The sequence below is a fragment of the Streptomyces sp. CA-111067 genome (assembly GCF_050956065.1).
GTDB lineage: Bacteria > Actinomycetota > Actinomycetes > Streptomycetales > Streptomycetaceae > Actinacidiphila.
Window position 1 is genome coordinate 6045401 of the sequence record NZ_CP192103.1, and the last position, 16100, is coordinate 6061500.

The following is a 16100-nucleotide window of genomic DNA, read 5'->3' on the forward strand; positions in this document are numbered from 1 at the left end:
CGGGGCCGGTTGCGGCCGTCCCGGCCTGGTCTCTAGCTCAGCTCTTGCGGGAACGCTGCCACCAGTGGCGGCGGCGCAGGTCGTTGGTGGGCGCGAGCGCGCGGACGGCCGGGCGGATCCGGTCGAACGTGGCGACGGTGTACGGGGCTTCGCCGGGCAGCACGAGCCCGGCGCACACCAGGTTGAACTGCTCGTCGCCGAGCGGGAGTCCGGCGAAGACGGGCGCGCCCGCGTAGCCGGCGGGCAGCGGCCCGTGCCAGCGGATGCTGCCGTCCGCGTCGCGGACGACGGTGCCGGGGACGACGGCCTGGGGCCGTACGTCCCGGCTCTTCTTGGCTTCGCCCGCTTCGCCCGCCTCGCCCGCGTCGTCCTCGTCTTCCGCCGGGTCCTCGGGGGCGGCAGGTCCGACGCCGTGGCCGAGGAGGTAGGCCGGCAGCGGGTCGGTGCCGATCGCGGCGATGTCGGCGTCGCGGGCGGCCAGGCCCTCGGTGATCTCCTCGGTGGTCCAGCTCCACCGCTTGGCCTCGGCGTGCCGGTGCAGGTCGACGGTCGGCATGACCGCGATGCCGAGGTCGGGCAGCCTGATCCACTTCTGGGCGAAGTCCGGCATCATCAGCACGCCGGCGGTCTGCTCGGGCTCCGACAGCCCGGAGCGCAGCGTCCACTGGCCGAGGGCGTGCCGGGTGAGGGGTTCGGCCGTGACGAGGTACTGCCGGATCACCTCGCGCCCCGGCATGGTGGTGTCGACCAGGTCGTTGTACCAGAACGCGGTCCCGAAGTTCCGCTCCGCCCGCCCCTCCTGGTACGGCAGCGTGGCCCGCCCGGCAAGGTCGAGCACGGCGTTCACGACAAGGCTCTCCGGCGCGGCGTCGCCTGCGGCGGGCACGGGGGAGGGGCTCTCTGGAGCGGGGGTCTCAGCCACGCTCACGGACCTTACTACCTCCCGCCGGCTCCCCCACCGCCCCGGGGTGCCCCCCCGCGAGCTCGCCCGGCCCGCGCCCCGGTGGTGGGCTGGCCGCGCAGTTCCCCGCGCCCCTTCCGGGTTCGCCGAGCCCCGTGAGGCTGTTCCCGGCCCGCGCCCCGGTGGTGGGCTGGCCGCGCAGTTCCCCGCGCCCCTTCCGGGTTCGCCGAGCCCCGTGAGGCTGTTCCCGGCCCGCGGCCCTGTGGTGGGTTGGCCGCGCAGTTCCCCGCGCCCCTTTGGGGCTCGACCGCGGGCCCCGGTTTGGATGCGCCCCGATAGGGGCGCGGGGAACTGCGCGACAAGCCACGATGGTGGCGCGGGTGGGCTGTTGCTGGCGGGGGCGGGCCGCAGGCCCGGGGCTAGTCCCGGATCGGGGACGGGTCGGCCGGGGCCGGGGTGAGGGGGACCGTCGCGCGGAGCGTGAAGCCGCCGTCTCCCGCGCGGGACGTCGAAACCGTCCCGCCGGCGAGCATGATCCGCTCCGACAGCCCCGTCAGCCCGTTACCGGGCGAGTGGCCGGGCCCGGGCCCCCGGCCGTCGTCGGAGACGGTCAGCGTGGCCGCCGGCCGCTCGCGCCCGCCGTCACCTGCCTGCGCGCCGAGCGCGACCACGCACAGCGTCGCCTCACTGTGTCGCACGACATTGGTCACCGCCTCCCGCAACGCCCACGCGAGCGCCCCCTCCCTGTCCGGCGCGAGCCCCGCGATCTCTCCGGAGTGATGGATCCGCGCCTTGATCCCGGCCGACGCGAGCGCCGACCGCGCGGAAGCGATCTCCGCCGCGAGCGTCGGCCTGCGGTAGCCGCTGACCGCCTCGCGGACGTCCACCAGCGCCTGCCTGCTGACCCGTTCGATGTCCGCGACCTGCTCCGCCGCGTCGAGCGGCCGTCCCGGCAGCATCCGCCCGGCCAGCTCGCTCTTGAGCGTGATCAACGACAGCGAGTGCCCCAGCAGGTCGTGCAGATCGCGCGCCAGCCGCAACCTCTCCTCGGTGGCGGCCAGATGCGCCACCGTCTCCCGCGCCTCCCGCAACTCGACCATCGTCCGCACCAGTTGCTTGATGCCCACCATCGCGAACCCTCCGAGCAGGCAGGGGATCACCAGGACCGGGTACAGCTCGCTCGCGCTGTCCACCCACGCGCCGACCGCCGCGAGCACCGCGGTGATCCCGGGCACCGCGAACCGCGACTCGACGGCGGGCAGCGCCGCCCCCGCGGCCACCGACACGTACACGAAGAGCACCAGCCACGCCTTGCCGACCGTCGCCGAGAGCACGAACGCGAGCGCGGTCTCGGCGCCCAGCGTCCCGTACACCCAACGCTCGGGCTTGCCAGGCGTGTTGGAGCGGAAGAAGACGACGATGAGGTACGACACGACGAACGCGACCAGCCCGGTCGCGGCCACCGCCGTGACGAGCGGCCCGTGGTGCCCGTCCGCCAAGTCGCTGACGGGGGCGCCCAGATAGAGCAGCCAGACGCCGATCCACAGCAGCTTGACCATCGCCTGCCTGCGGTTCTCCGGCGGACGGCCGATGGGGGAGTCGTCCGCCGTCCCGTCCGGCCGCCGCCACTGCGGAAACGGCTCGACGAGCTTCATCCGGTCACGCCTTCCGGGTGTCCTTGCGGTAGAGCCAGGCGGCGCCTCCCGCGAAAACCAGCAGGTAGCAGACCAGCACCGTGATGTCCTTGGCGTGCGGCGCGTCGCCGAACTCGATGGACTGGCCGAGCGCGGCGTAGGCCCGTCCCGGCAGGTAGCCGGCCAGCGTCTGCAACCAGTGCGGGAAGGTGGTGAACGGCACCCACAGGCCGCCGAGCATCGCCAGCACGAAGTAGCAGAGCATCGAGATCGGCCGGGCCACGTCCACCGTGGCCAGGTACCCGATCGCCACCCCGAGCGCGGCGAAGACCATGCTGCCCGCCCACGTGCTGAACGCGATCGCCACCCACTGCCAGGCCGCCAGGTGCACCTGCTTCACCGTCGCGCCCAGGATCAGCACGATCAGGATCGACGGCAGGCTGACGGTGGCGGCGGACGCGATCTTCGCCGTCACGTAGCCGCGGCCGGGCAATGCGGTCAGCCGCAACTGCCGCACCCAGCCCTTCTCCCGCTCCTGCGCGATGCGTTCGGCGTTGCCCATCAGCACGGCGGTCATCGCGCCGAAGGCCGCCATCGCGACCATGTAGTACGCGACCAGGGTCAGATCGACGCCGTCGAGCTTCTTCGTCTTGTCCGCGCCGGCGGTGATGATCAGGAAGAGCAGCCCCGGGTACAGCACCGAGAAGAACATGAACTTGCGGTTCCGCAGGGTGCGGACGATCTCCAGCTTGATCAGCGTGTTCATCGGTTGCCCGCCTCCTCGGCGGTGGCGGCGTCGGTGATGGCGACGAAGGCCTGCTCCAGGCCGAGCCCGGAGACCTCCAGGTTGCGCGGGTACAGGCCGAGCGCGTAGACGGCGTGGACGGTCGCGTCGGCGTCGTCGGAGCGGATCCGGACGGTGGGGCCGGTCACTTCGAGGCCGACCAGGTGCGGCAGGCCGCGCAGTTCGGCGTCCTTCGCGGCGACGTCGTCCAGGTCGAAGGTGATCCGGCGGGCGCCGGCCCGCGCCTTGATCTCGGCGGCGGTGCCGTCGGCGATCAGCCGGCCGTGGTGCAGGACCAGGACGCGGTCGGCGATCGCGTCGGCCTCCTCCAGGTAGTGCGTGGCGAACAGGACGGTGCGGCCCTCGTCGACCTGGCCGCGCATCGTCGCCCAGAACGCCTGCCGGGCGCTGACGTCCATGCCGACGGTCGGCTCGTCCAGCACGATCAGGTCGTTCGCGCCGGCCGTGGCGAGCGCGAAGCGGACGCGCTGCTCCTGGCCGCCGGACAGCTTGCCGATCTTGCGGTCCCTGATGTCCTCGATGCCGGCGGCCTTCAGGACCTGGTCGACGGGGTACGCCCGCGGATGCAGATCGCAGGCGAGCCCGACCAGCTCCCGGACGGTCACCGCCTCCATCAGCCCGCCGCTCTGCAGCATGGCCCCGACCCGTCCGGCCGCGATGGCCGCGGCGGGCCCGGTGCCGAAGACGGTGATGCCGCCGGCATCCGGATTGCGCAACCCGAGGAGCAGGTCCAGCGCGGTGGACTTCCCGGCCCCGTTGGGCCCGAGCAGCGCGACGGTCTCACCGGCATGCAGCTCCAGCGAAAGATCCACGACGGCCCGCACGTCCCCGAAGCTCTTGCTCACCCCGTCAAACCTGACAACCCCCCCGCCCCGCTCCACAGGCCCCCGCCCCTCAATGGTGCTCACGGCTGTTGTAGTCATACCCCTACTCTCCCCCGCCCGCCCGGGCCCAGGTCAGTGCCGCCCGTCGTGTCTTCCCCATGACAGATGTCATACGCCCGCGGTGCCTGGGCCCCGGGCGGGGCGCGGGTCTGTGTCTGGGGTGCGGCTCCGCCGCGTGGGCGCGAGCAGGGGCCCCGGCAGGGGCGCGGGGCTGTGTCTGATGTGCGGCTCCGCCGCGTGGGCGCGATGTGCCCCGGCATCACCAGGGGCGCGGGGAACTGCGCGACAAGCCACGGTGGTGGCGCGGGTGGCCACCGGCCCGGAGGGGCTGTTGCTGTAGTTGCCGGACCACCGGCCGGTGGGGGTCGGTGGCGCAATTCCCCGCGCCCCCTTGGGGCTTGGCCCCGGGATGATGGGCGCGTGTTGGTCACAGTCGAAGCAGTACAGGAGGGCGTATCGACGCCCGCGTCGGTCCGCGTGCATTCCAAGGTCGGCACCGCCGTGGCGCTCTGGATGGGCCCCGTCGAGGCGACCAGCCATGAGCACCACGTCGAGTGGACCGTCGACGAGGACATCGCCTGGACGAAGAACGCAGGACCGGCGACGTCCGCCACCTCCGCGCTGTGGGAGGCCGGCGACCGCATCGTCTTCCGCGGCCGGCTGACCCTCACCGAGGACGGAGCGGCCATCCTGGAACTGGGCGGCACGCTGATCCTGCTCGACCTCGCCGACCCCCCGCCCCCGGACGATGCCGACGGCTCATGGATCGAGTTCCACGCGGCCCGCGACAACGTCAGCGTGTACCCCTACCAGCTCTGACCTCCGCCGCCGCCCGCCGCGAAGGAAACGATCACGTCGAGCACCGGGTCCACCTGGTGTCACTCCGTGCCGACGCGGACGGCGTCTCCTGGGCGGAGCGGGCCGGGGTGGAGGATCTGGGCGTAGACGCCGGCTGCGGGCTCGGGGGGGCTGGACTGGAAGGCGGAGACGCGGTTGTGGGTGGCCAGGGTGCGGAGGGCGAAGGTGTCTCTGGGGAGGGTGCCGTGCGCGAGGGTGGGGATCGCGCAGCGGGGGGTGGAGGCCAGGACGCGCAGGGTGAGGTGGTTGCCGATGTGCAGGAGGCGGCCCACCCAGGCGTGGTCGACGAAGCCCGGCTCCGGGGTGTCGATCACCAGGTTGGGGCGGTAGCGCTCGACCTCGACGGTGCCGCGCGGGCTCAACTCGCCGATCCGCTTGAGCGTTGACGTGCTGATCAGGTGCAGCGGCGCGAAGTCGAAGAACGTGCCCGGGGGCGCTCCCGAACCGAACTGCACCTCGTCCGCCTCGACTTGGGCGTTCAGGCCGTCCCGCAGCACCTGTTCGGGCCGGGACCGTTCCAGGGTCCCCGCCCGCGGTGGGGTGTCGGTGAGGGTGACGGCGCGGCCGACGATCGCGGAGAGGGCGTCGTCGATGTCCGGGTCGGTGCTTTGGAGGGTGCGGCCGTCGGGGGCGGTGATCCGCGCCTCCGGCGGGCCGGCGGGGGACGACGGGTCGTCGGCGAGCCGCGCCGCGCAGGTCAGCAACTCCCGCCACAGACGCGGGTTCTTGGCGCTGGCGACCTTGCCCGTCTCCCGGTCGACGAGGGCGAGCCGGCGGTCGCCGGTGAGGCCGCGCTCGGTGACGTCGGCGGCGTGCACCCGCTCCCCGAGCATGGACTTCACGGGATAGCGCCACAACGCGCCAACGGTGCCGACCACTTGACCGTCAGCCGCCCGCTCGTCGGCACTCATTCCGTCGCCGCCCGCGCGTGGACGGCGTCCAGGGCGGCCAGTTCGGCGTCCGACAGCCGCAGCGAACCGGCCGCCACGTTCGCGGCGAGGTGGTCCGGGTCGCCGGTGCCGGGGATGGCCAGCATGTGCGGGCCGCGGTGCAGCGTCCAGGCCAGCCGGATCTCGGCGGTGCCGACGCCGTGCGCGCGGGCCACCTCCGCCACCTCGTCGCGTTCGGTGCCGCTCGCGCCCGCCTCCCGGCCGGCGCCGGCGATCGAGTAGAACGGGACGAAGGCCACGCCCAGTTCGCCGCACTCGCGGACGAACGCGTCCTGCTCCGGGCGCACTGCGATGCCGTACTGGTTCTGCACGCAGACCACCGGCGCGATGGCCCGCGCCTCGGCGAGGTGCTCCGGCTGGACGTTGGAGATCCCCAGGTGCCGGATCAGCCCGGCGTCCCGCAACTCCGCGAGCGCGCCGAACCGTTCGGCGATCGAGTCGCTGCCGAGGACCCGGAGGTTGACGACGTCGAGGTGGTCGCGGCCGAGCTGCCGCAGGTTCTCCTCGACCTGCCCGCGCAGCCGCTCCGGGGTGGCGTGCTCGATCCACTGCCCGGACGGGTCGCGCCCCGGCCCGACCTTGGTGGTGATGACCAGGTCGTCGGGGTAGGGCGCGAGCGCGGAGTTGATCAGCTCGTTGGCCGAGCGGAGCGAGGAGAAGTAGAACGCGGCGGTGTCGATGTGGTTGACGCCGAGGTCGATCGCCCTGCGCAGCACGGCGATCGCCTGCCCCCGGTCGCTGGGGGCGGCATGCGGATGGAACGCCTTGCCGTTCTGCGTGAGGCGCATTGCGCCGAACCCGATCCGGTTGACCGTACGGTCCCCGAGGACCCAGGTGCCGGACGCGCCGGCGTCGGTGGTGGCGGGTGAGGCTGAAGTCATCCCCGCATGATCGCTCCCGCGCGGGTTCGGCGCCACAGTGATTCGCGCGACTCCGTACCCCTGGACTCATGGACGCGACCGCGGGGGCGGTGACACGATCGGGCAGATGAGTGACGATCACGAGGGCGTTCGGCCGTCCGTCTGGCGGCATCGGGAGTTCCTGTGGCTCTGGGGCGGGCAGACGGTCAGCGAGATGGGGTCGCAGATCTCCGTTCTCGCGCTGCCGCTCGTCGCCGTCGTCGTGCTGAAGGCGAGCGCGTGGCAGGTGAGCCTGCTGTCGGCGGCCGGGACGTGCGCGTACCTGCTGGTGGCGCTGCCGGCCGGCGCCGTGGTCGACCGGGTGGCCAAGCGGCGGCTGATGCTGTGGTGCAACCTCGCGCTGTTCGCCGTGATCGGGTCCGTGCCGCTCGCGCACGCCGCCGGGGCGCTCACGCTCGGGCAGCTCTACGCGGTCGGGCTGGTCTCCGGCGTGCTGTCGGTGTTCTTCCTGATCGCCTACCAGAGCTATCTGCCGACGTTGCTCAGCCGTGACCAACTCATGGACGGCAACGGGAAGTTGGCCGCCACCCAGTCCGCCGCGCAGATCGCCGGGCCGAGCGTCGGCGCCGGGCTCGTGACGCTGGTCGGCGCGGCGGGTGCGATGACCGCGGACGCCGTCTCGTTCGCGGTGTCGGCGGCCACGCTGCTCGCCATCCGGACGACGGAGCCACGGCACACCGGGGCTGAAGTCGTCGGCGCGCGGCCCACGTTGCGCGCGCAGATCGGCGCCGGCCTCAGCTACGTGCGCCGCGACCGCATCCTGCGCAACTCCCTCGCGTTCACCGGCACCGCCAACTTCTTCGTCATCATGGTCGAGACGCTGGGCCCGGTGTTCCTGATCCGCTCGGTGCACGTACGGCCGGGCGTGGTCGGGCTGCTGCTCGCGATGGGCGCGGTCGGCGGGGTGGTCGGCGGCGTCACGGCCAAGTACCTGGCCCGCAAGGTCGGTTCGGCCCGGATCAGCTGGATCGCGATGACCGCGCTGTCGCTGCCCGGGCTGCTGATCCCGCTCGCCGGGCACGGCTGGCGGGTGCTGCTGTTCGGCTTCGGCTGGATCTCGTGGACGTTCTCGTCCACGGTCAGCAGCATCTCGCTGGTCAGCTACCGGCAGGCCGCGTGCCCGCCCGAGATGCTGGGACGGGTCAGCGCGGCGGCCCGCTGGGTGAGTTGGGGCTCGCTGCCGCTCGGCGGCCTGGTCGGCGGGGCGCTCTCCGCGGCGCTCGGCGTCCGCAGCACGCTGTGGATCGCGGTGGTGGGCGGCTGCTCGGCGGGCCTGTGGCTGTTCTTCTCCCCGCTGCGCGGGATGCGTGATCTGCTCACGGCGAAGGTGGCGCCGAAGCCGGGTTTCGCAACCTGACGGCGTCCCGCCCGGTTACGCGTCAACCGCTCGCGCCGTCCCACGTCGGCCCGTGACCAGCCCACCGACCGGGCCCGTCACGCGCCGGCCGGCCGCGCCTCGGCCCGCGACCAGCACACCCAGCCACCGGGCCGTCACCCGCCGGCCGGCCTGGGCCCGTCACCCGCCGGCTGGCCGCGCTGTCGCGCGTTGGCCTGCGACGGGCAGGCTCAGCCCGCCTGGCCCGCCTGGCCCGCCTGGCCCGCCTGGCCCGCCGGGCCCGTCACCCGCCGCCGGGCCCGTCACCTGCCGGCCGGCCCCGGCCCGTCAACCGCCGGCCGGCCCGGGCCCGTACGCGTCAGCCGGTCGGGCCTCTTCGTCAACCTGCCGTAACCCCGCCCGTCAGCCCGTCGGGCGCGTGCTCAGGCCGTCCAGCGTCAGGTCGAGCAGGCGCTCGGCCTGCTCGCGCTGCTCCGGCCGCGCCGAGGTGAGCGCGATCCCCGCCAGCGCCGCGAACATGTCGGTGGGCCGGATGTCCGACCGCAGGTCACCCGACTCCGCGCCCGCCTCCATCAGCGTGACCAGCGCCTTCTGGATCATCGCGTGGCTGGGGCCGTGCGGGTCGCCGCCCGAGGCGACGACCGCGCGCAGGGCCTCGGCCATGCCGAGTTTGGCGCTCGCGTAGTCGATGAAGCGGCCCATCCAGGCGCGGAGCGCGGCCCGCGGCGGGAGCGTCGCCAGCAGCTCGGGGGCGGCGTCGCACAGCCGGGCGACCTCGTTGCGGTAGGCGGCCTCGATCAGCACCTCGCGGGTCGGGAAGTTGCGGTACAGCGTGCCGGTGCCGACCCCGGCCTCCTTCGCGATCCGCTCGAAGTGGGCGTCGAGGCCCTCCTCGGTGAACACCCGCACCGCGGCGGCCAGGATCTTGTCCCGGTTGCGCTGCGCGTCCGCGCGCAGCGGGCGTCCCGCGTCCCGCGCTCGCGGCTCCCGCCCGTGCGGCTCCCGCGCTCGCGGCTCCCGCCCCTTCGGCGCCTGCGCGCCCGGCTCCGGTGTCACCGGTGATCCCTCCCTCTTTGCAAAGTGGCGGCGCCTCCACTTACAGTGGGGATATCCGGCGGCGCCTCCACTTCCACTCTAGGCCAGACCTCTGGCCCGCGCGCCGCCCCGCACCCCGGAAGGACCCCCGTGCCGAAAACCGAAGGCAGCGAAGCCACCCGAACCACCCGAGCCACCCAGGGCAGCCAAGCCGGCCGAGGCGTCGAAGGCATCGCCGGCAAGGTCGTCGCGATCACCGGCGCCGGCAGCGGCATCGGCGAGGCCACCGCGCTGCTGCTCGCCGAGCGCGGCGCGGCCGTCGTACTCGGCGGCCGCCGCGTCGAGCGCCTCGAAGCGCTGGCCGCCCGGATCGAGAAGGACGGCGGCCGGGCCGCCTTCGCCCGCACCGACGTGAAGCGCCGCGCGGACGTCTCCGGCCTGGTCCAACTCGCGCGCGAGCGCTACGGGAAGCTCGACGTGCTGGTCAGCAACGCCGGCGTCGGCCTGATCTCCCCGCTGGACGAACTCCGCGTCGACGACTGGGAGGAGATGGTCGACGTCAACCTCAAAGGCATGCTCTACGGGATCGCCGCCGCGCTCCCGGTGTTCCGCGAGCAGGGCTTCGGCCACTTCGTGAACACCGTCTCCACCGCGGGGCTGCGCATCGTCCCGACCCAGGCGGTGTACGCCGGCACCAAGAACGCCGTCCGCACCATCTCCGAGGGCCTGCGCCAGGAGGCCGGCGACAGCCTCCGCGTGACGGTCGTGTCACCCGGCTTCACCCGGACCGAGTTCCTGGACTCCGGCACACCCGAGATGAGGGCGCAGGCCCTCGCCCGCCTCGGCGACATCGCGATCCCGCCGGACGCCATCGCCCGAGCGATCGCCTTCGCCATCGAGCAGCCCCCGACGGTGGACGTCGGCGACATCGTCGTCCGCCCCACCGCGCAGAGCTGATCCGCGGCCTTCACAAAACGCGTCCGGGCCGGGGCGAAACGACCTCCACGACGTGACCGTCACGTATTGGAGGAGCACGCCGTGGCACTGCTTCTCCAGCAGCACGGGAATGATGTACGTGTGGTTCTCCGGCAGATTGCCCGTGCTCCAGGGGCTGGTGTGCGGGGAGTCGTGGCCGGAGGTGGTGGCGTCCCGGCCGCCGCCGAAGTCGGCCTCGACGTCCCAGCCGTCGGCCAGCGTGTCCTTGACCCGGAACGCGTCGCCGGGGTTGCTGCCGTTCGGGTCCGCGCTCCACTGGAAGTGGCCGACATCAGGCGCCCCGGAATTGGCCGGGAGAAACGCGGCCCGGGAGGGTTCCCAGAATTCGGGCGGCGGCCCGTGCGGCAATCGGCGGCACGGCGCGGGCGGTCGGCGGGGGTGGGGTCTGCGAGGCTGGGGGTTCGCGATGAGATCCCCGTCCTGAAGGAGTGTGCACGTGTCCGCGACACCCGAGCGCCAAGCGCTGATCATCGGAGCCTCGCGAAACCTCGGGCTCGTCCTCGCCGACGAGTTGGCCCGGCGGGGGTGGCGGGTCATCGCCACCGCGCGGCAGGGCGGCGGCGAGTTGCAGGAGAAGGCCGACGCCTGGCCGGGCCAACTGACCGTCGAGTCGCTGGAGATGAACCGGCCGGAGCAGGTCGCCGCGCTGGGCGAACGCCTCCAGGGCCACCAGTTGGACCTGCTGTTCGTCAACGCGGCCATCGACCGGGGTGGCGACCTGCCGATCGACGAGGTCCCGGACGAGATGTTCAACGAGGTGATGCTCACCAACGCGCTGAGCCCGCTGCGCGCCCTTGAGGCGTTGCGCGGCCTCGTCCGGCCGGGCGGCACCGTCGCCGTCATGTCCTCCCGGCAGGGCAGCATCTCGCTGAACACCCGGGGCGGCTTCGAGCTCTACAAGGCCAGCAAGGCCGCGCTCAACCAGCTCATGCGCAGCTACGCCACCCGGCACGCCGACGACGGGCACACCAAGCTGCTCATCCACCCCGGCCACAACCAGACCCCGCTCGGCGGGGCCGGGGCCCCGCTCACCCCCGAGGAGAGCATCCCGCAGGTGGTGGACGTCCTCGAAGCCCAAGCCGGCGCCCCCGGGCTCCAGTTCCTCGACCTCTACGGCAAGACCGTCCCGTGGTGAGCGGGCCGCGGGCACGCCGGTGATGCCGTCCGACGGCGAGGAGGTGGTGGCGCGCGGCCGCGTAGGCCCGACTACCAGGTCCGGGCTGCGCCTCCGTCACTGCAAACCGAGTTCGTCCTCGGTCCTGAAGTGCCGGGGCAGCGCCGGGATCGCCGCGACCGTCAGCGCCAGGACGGCCAGCGCCGCGCCGGCTCCCCACCCGTACGCCGGGATCTCGCCGTGCCCGGCGGCCCGGTGGAGGAAGACGGTGCCGATCGTCACCACGCCCAGCACGCCGCCCAGTTGCTCGACGGACTCCAGTACGCCGGACGCCGAGCCGGCCTGCGCCGGGTCCACGTGCTGGAGCGTGACGGCGAACAGCGGGCCCATGATCGCGCCGAGGCCGGTGCCGGTGACGAGCAGGGCGGGGGCGAGCTGCCACGCGTGCGTGTGGTCGCCGTAGTGCTGGAACACCCAGGCGGAGCAGGCCAGTCCGGCGCCGAGCAGCCCGCAGCCGAGCGTGATGACGTGCCGGCCGAGCCGGGGGATGAGGGTGTCGGCGAGGGCCGCGACGCCGAGCACCATGCCGGCGATCATCGGCAGCGACGTCAGCGCGGCGGCCAACGGGCCCAGCCCCAGGCCCTCTTGGAGCGCCAGCGTGGTGGTCATCATCAGCCCGGCCATCACGGCCTCCACCAGCAGGCTCAGCAACAGCCCTGCGCGGAAGGAACGTTGCTGGAACAGCCCGGTGTCCACCAGGGTCGTGCCCGGCCGGCCGCCCCGCGCGCGCTGGTCGCGGACGAAGAGGGCCAGGACGGGTACGGCGGCGGCGAGCGAGACCGCGCACCACAACGGCCAGTGCAGGGACGGCCCTTGCACCAGCGGCAGGACGAGCAGGGTCAGGCCGCCGACGGCCAGTACGGTGCCGCGCGGATCGAGCCGGGTCGGGGTGGCGGACCCGCCCGACGGCAGCAGCGCGGCACCCGCCGCGAGCGCGACGAGGCAGATCGGGACGTTGAGCAGGAAGATCGGCCGCCAGTCCGCGCCGGGCAGCCCGGCCCGCAGCAGGGAGCCGCCGACGAGCGGCCCGAACGCCGCCGCGAGCCCGGCGACCGCGCCGAACAGCCCCATGACCCGGGCCCGTTCGGCCGGCGCGTACATCAACTGGAGAAGTGAGGTGGCCTGCGGCACCATCAGCGCGGCGGCGGCCCCCTGGAGCACGCGGGCGGCGATCAGCACCCGCGCGTCGGGCGCGAGCGCGCAGGCCAGCGACATGGCGAAGAAGCCGCAAGTGCCGCCCATGAAGGCGCGTTTGTAGCCGATGACGTCACCGAGCCTGCCGCCGGTGATGAGCAGCACGGCGAACGGCAGCGCGTACCCGGCGACCAGCCACTGCACGCCGGCGGCGCTCAGCGAGAAGCCCGCCTGGAGGGAGGGGAGGGCGACGTTGACGGCCGAGGTGTCGACCAGGTCCATCGCGACGGCGAGCATGACGACGGCGACGGCGAGGGCTCGCCCGCGAGCGGGGGGCTCCGACCGGGGTGGCGGTACCGACGGCGTGACGGTGCCGGGTCTTGAGGCGGGCGCCGGTACGGGCGGGGCCGATGCCGGCCACCAGGTCATCGCGGACGGCTCTCGTTCGCCGGCGGGCGGCGGTACGGGATCGGTCTCCGGCATGGGGACTCCTCGGCGCTGATACGAGACTAGACCGTCTAGTCTCGACACGCTTCAAACTAGACGGAACAGTTCCGTCTCGCAACCGGGGTAGCATCGGGACCATGGCCGAGACCACGAACGGCGCCGCGCCCGCCCAGAATGCCGAGCGCGGCGAAAGCGCGGGATCCGACGTCGGCGCGGGCGGGGCGGACGGGGCGGGCGGTGCCGGCGCGAGCGGGGCGGGCGGCGCGGACGGTGCCGGGGCGGGCGGGGCCGGGCGCGCGGGACGGGCGATCCACGGCGATGAGGAGGGCGGGGTCGGGGCCACCGGCGGCCCCGGGCCCGCGGCCTCCCCGCGGCGCCGCTCCCCGGCCAAGCGGGACGCGATCCTGCGCGCCGCCCTCACCGTCTTCCTCCGCGAGGGCTTCGCGGGCGCCAGCGTGGACACCGTCGCGGCCACCGCCGGGGTCGGCAAGCAGACCGTCTACGCGCACTTCGGCGACAAGGAGAAGCTGTTCCTGGCGGCGGCCCAGGCGGCTCAGACGTCCGCCGGCCTGCTCGGCGACACCCCCGAGGCGTGGCCGAGCCCGCTGCCGTCCACCGGCGACCCCCGCGCGGACCTGACCGCCGCGGGCGTGCGCGTCCTGCGGGCCGTCCTCGCGCCGGACGCCGCCGCGCTGCACCGGATGACGATCGCGGAACTGGCCCGGCACCCCGAACTCCAGCGCCTCTGGCGGGACAACGCGTCCCGGCAGACGATTGACGACATCGCCGGCTACCTCGCCGACCGGGACGCGGCCGGCGATCTCGACGTACCTGAACCCGCCCGCGCCGCCCGCCAGTTCGTCCTGCTGCTGGCCACCGAGGGCCGGGTCCGCACGCTGCACGGCACCCAGCCGCTGCCCGAGGCTGAGTACGCTCGCATCGCCGCCGAGACCGCCGACCTGATCCTGCGGGCGCACCGCCGCACCTGAGCGCCGAGGGTCACGTGAGTAGGCTGGGCCGATGCCTGAGTTGCAGCAGCTGCGGCCCGACCACGTCCCGGCGGTCCTCGCGTTCGAGACGGCCAACCGCGCCTACTTCGCCCGTTTCATCACCGACCGCGGCGACGACTACTTCGCCCACTTCGACGAGCGGCTCGGCGCGTTGCTGGCCGAACAGGCGGCGGGCATCTGCGCGTTCTACGTCCTCGTGGCGGAGGACGGCTCGGTGATCGGCCGCTTCAATCTTCTCGACCTCGAGGACGGCATGGCGGAACTCGGCTACCGGGTGGCCGAGCACGCGACGGGCAAGGGTGTGGCGACCGCCACGGTGCGGGAGTTGTGCGGGTTGGCGTCCACGCGCCACGGCCTGCGCGCGCTGCGCGCGGGGGCGTCGGAGGGGAACGTGGCGTCCCAAAAAGTCCTGACGAAGGCCGGCTTCACTCCGATCGGCCCGGCGGACCCGGCGAGCCTCGGGGGCAAGCCGGGACTGTGGTTCCAACGCGACCTCTAGCCGCCGGCGGCCGGGGGAACACGGGGGTTGCCCCCTCGCCCCGGTGACCGGCCGCGCCGCCGTCGTGGCTGGTCGCGCAGTCCCCCGCGCCCCTTTGGGGCCCGGCTGGCGGCGAGCGATGGCCTCCCGGCCGGGAGCGCCCCGTTAGGGGCGCGGGGAACGGCGCGAGCAACCCGCCACCGGCCGGTGGTCGGGAAACAACAGGGGTTGCCCCTTCCCGCCGGTGGTGACGTGCAGCCCGTCCGTGGCTGGTCGCGCAGTTCCCCGCGCCCCTGCGGGGCGCTTCTCTGGCGCGGGAGACTGCGGGCTCAGCCCACACCGGGCCGGTGGTGGCGTGGGGCGTCGGGTGGCTGGTCGGGAATGGGTCAGCGCCCAGCGACTAATCCGTGTCCGTGGCCGCGAGGACCGTCAAGGTGCGGGCGTCTGGGGTCAGGGCGGCGATTCCGACATCGCTCATCAGATCGTTGCAGAACCACTCCGCGTTCGTCTCGAAACGGAACCACGTGCAGGCGCGGGCCTGTTGCTCCACCTGGGCGCAGGTCGCGTAGCGGTTCGTTCCGGAGAGGACGCAGAGGGATTTCCAGGCCGCGAGGCGGCCGTACGCCGCGAGCAGGCCGTTCGTGCCCACGCCACCGCCCGCTCCGATGTCGTACAGGATCGACCACACCTCGGACGCCGAGCTCTCGGAGACCTCGAACTGCGGGGGATCGCCCTGGGTTTCCAGCCCTTCCAGGCAGTCCAGGGGGAGAGCGGCGAGTACGCCGGGGACGGCCTCCTGCGGGATCGGGGCGTCCGCGACGAACGAGCGGCCCTCGTGGTTGATCCAACCGCCCTTCGCCGGCGGGCCGGTGAGCAGGGCCGTGCGGTCGGCGGAACCTGTCTGGCGGACCGCGTGGGCGGCGCCCGCGCGGCGGGCCTCGGCGTTGACCGGGAACGGGGCCGTCATGTCCCGGGCCGCGCCGAACCCGGCGCCGGCACCCGTGCGGTACGTGTAGGACGGGAAGTGCTCGGCGTGCTCCAACTCGCTGAGCGTCCGCGGCAGCCAGCTCAGGTCGTCCGGCGAGAGCCAGGACGGCATGCTGCGCCGGTAGGCATTGCCCAGCACCTTCGGGTCGGTGCCGCGCAGCAGCAACTCGTGGAAGAGGCAGCCGCCCAGGACGTCGTTCGCCTTGTCGTCGCCCTGGCCGAGCACCCACAGCGCGTGTTCCAGGGGCTGCGCGTGCGCGATCATCGAGGCGAGCAACGGGGCCCGGGGGGACGGCGGTTGGGCCCGGAGCAGCTGCTGCATGAAGTGCCGGCCCGGCGTCAGGGCCAACACCCGCAGCGCGTAGCCCAGTTGCTCGTCGAGCATCCGGCCGCGATCCCTGAGCTGATCCTGCTCCTCCAGGATCGTCCCGACCAGATCCGCGATCCGCCCGGCGTCCCCGTCCGCCGCCCACCCTTCAACCACGCCGTCCCCCCGTCCCCCGAATTCCACGTTCGCCCGAGGCTACGCCGCCGAAGCCGGAAGCCGCCCA

The 16100-nt window shown here is 73.6% G+C and carries 15 protein-coding genes; 6 read left to right on the forward strand and 9 right to left on the reverse strand.

What is annotated here, in order from left to right:
- Positions 1 to 37 precede the first annotated feature (37 nt).
- From ACQPW6_RS26725 to ACQPW6_RS26740, 4 genes are all read right to left on the reverse strand, one after another.
- Positions 38 to 922 carry a hypothetical protein gene (locus ACQPW6_RS26725; protein WP_433892223.1) on the reverse strand — a complete coding sequence of 295 codons (885 nt, stop codon included), beginning with the start codon at positions 920 to 922 and terminating at the stop codon, positions 38 to 40.
- A 398-nt stretch (positions 923 to 1320) separates the two neighbouring features.
- A complete protein-coding gene (locus ACQPW6_RS26730) occupies positions 1321 to 2556 on the reverse strand; it encodes a sensor histidine kinase (protein WP_433892224.1) in 1236 nt (411 codons plus the stop codon).
- Positions 2557 to 2560: 4 nt separating this feature from the next.
- Positions 2561 to 3301, reverse strand: coding sequence for an ABC transporter permease (locus ACQPW6_RS26735; protein ID WP_433892225.1), 741 nt, complete (start codon positions 3299 to 3301; stop codon positions 2561 to 2563).
- Entirely contained in the window at positions 3298 to 4263 is a 966-nt protein-coding gene (locus ACQPW6_RS26740; protein WP_433892226.1) for an ABC transporter ATP-binding protein, read from the reverse strand. Before ACQPW6_RS26740 ends, ACQPW6_RS26735 begins: the two co-directional genes overlap by 4 nt.
- 381 nt (positions 4264 to 4644) lie before the next feature.
- Here ACQPW6_RS26740 and ACQPW6_RS26745 point away from each other — a divergent pair, with 381 nt between their 5' ends.
- Positions 4645 to 5043, forward strand: coding sequence for a hypothetical protein (locus ACQPW6_RS26745; protein WP_433892227.1), 399 nt, complete (start codon positions 4645 to 4647; stop codon positions 5041 to 5043).
- A gap of 59 nt (positions 5044 to 5102) precedes the next feature.
- Here the strand turns inward: ACQPW6_RS26745 and ACQPW6_RS26750 are convergent, their stop codons facing one another.
- Together ACQPW6_RS26750 and ACQPW6_RS26755 are read right to left on the reverse strand one after the other, a co-directional pair.
- A complete protein-coding gene (locus ACQPW6_RS26750) occupies positions 5103 to 5993 on the reverse strand; it encodes an MOSC domain-containing protein (protein WP_433892228.1) in 891 nt (296 codons plus the stop codon).
- Positions 5990 to 6913, reverse strand: a complete 924-nt coding sequence (locus ACQPW6_RS26755) for an oxidoreductase (protein ID WP_433892229.1) — start codon at positions 6911 to 6913, stop codon at positions 5990 to 5992. The genes ACQPW6_RS26750 and ACQPW6_RS26755 overlap by 4 nt, the downstream gene beginning before the upstream one ends.
- 106 nt (positions 6914 to 7019) lie before the next feature.
- Here ACQPW6_RS26755 and ACQPW6_RS26760 point away from each other — a divergent pair, with 106 nt between their 5' ends.
- Positions 7020 to 8309: an MFS transporter gene (locus ACQPW6_RS26760; RefSeq protein WP_433892230.1), complete on the forward strand. Its 1290-nt coding sequence runs from the start codon at positions 7020 to 7022 to the stop codon at positions 8307 to 8309.
- Positions 8310 to 8690: 381 nt separating this feature from the next.
- Here ACQPW6_RS26760 and ACQPW6_RS26765 read toward each other — a convergent pair whose 3' ends face one another.
- Positions 8691 to 9245: a TetR/AcrR family transcriptional regulator gene (locus tag ACQPW6_RS26765; protein ID WP_433894673.1), complete on the reverse strand. Its 555-nt coding sequence runs from the start codon at positions 9243 to 9245 to the stop codon at positions 8691 to 8693.
- 309 nt (positions 9246 to 9554) lie between these two features.
- Between ACQPW6_RS26765 and ACQPW6_RS26770 the strand changes: the two genes are divergently transcribed.
- Entirely contained in the window at positions 9555 to 10280 is a 726-nt protein-coding gene (locus ACQPW6_RS26770; RefSeq protein ID WP_433894674.1) for an SDR family oxidoreductase, read from the forward strand.
- Between the two features lie 475 nt (positions 10281 to 10755).
- Positions 10756 to 11454, forward strand: a complete 699-nt coding sequence (locus ACQPW6_RS26775) for an SDR family NAD(P)-dependent oxidoreductase (protein ID WP_433892231.1) — start codon at positions 10756 to 10758, stop codon at positions 11452 to 11454.
- 96 nt (positions 11455 to 11550) lie between these two features.
- Here the strand turns inward: ACQPW6_RS26775 and ACQPW6_RS26780 are convergent, their stop codons facing one another.
- Positions 11551 to 13110 (reverse strand): MFS transporter, encoded by a 1560-nt coding sequence (locus ACQPW6_RS26780; RefSeq protein WP_433892232.1) that lies wholly within the window; start codon positions 13108 to 13110, stop codon positions 11551 to 11553.
- A 101-nt stretch (positions 13111 to 13211) separates the two neighbouring features.
- Here ACQPW6_RS26780 and ACQPW6_RS26785 point away from each other — a divergent pair, with 101 nt between their 5' ends.
- Positions 13212 to 14063: a TetR/AcrR family transcriptional regulator gene (locus ACQPW6_RS26785; RefSeq protein ID WP_433892233.1), complete on the forward strand. Its 852-nt coding sequence runs from the start codon at positions 13212 to 13214 to the stop codon at positions 14061 to 14063.
- 31 nt (positions 14064 to 14094) lie between these two features.
- Positions 14095 to 14583, forward strand: a complete 489-nt coding sequence (locus ACQPW6_RS26790) for a GNAT family N-acetyltransferase (protein WP_433892234.1) — start codon at positions 14095 to 14097, stop codon at positions 14581 to 14583.
- Between the two features lie 379 nt (positions 14584 to 14962).
- Here ACQPW6_RS26790 and ACQPW6_RS26795 read toward each other — a convergent pair whose 3' ends face one another.
- Complete coding sequence (locus ACQPW6_RS26795) at positions 14963 to 16033, reverse strand: DUF6183 family protein (RefSeq protein WP_433892235.1); 1071 nt, start codon at positions 16031 to 16033, stop codon at positions 14963 to 14965.
- Positions 16034 to 16100: the final 67 nt, after the last annotated feature.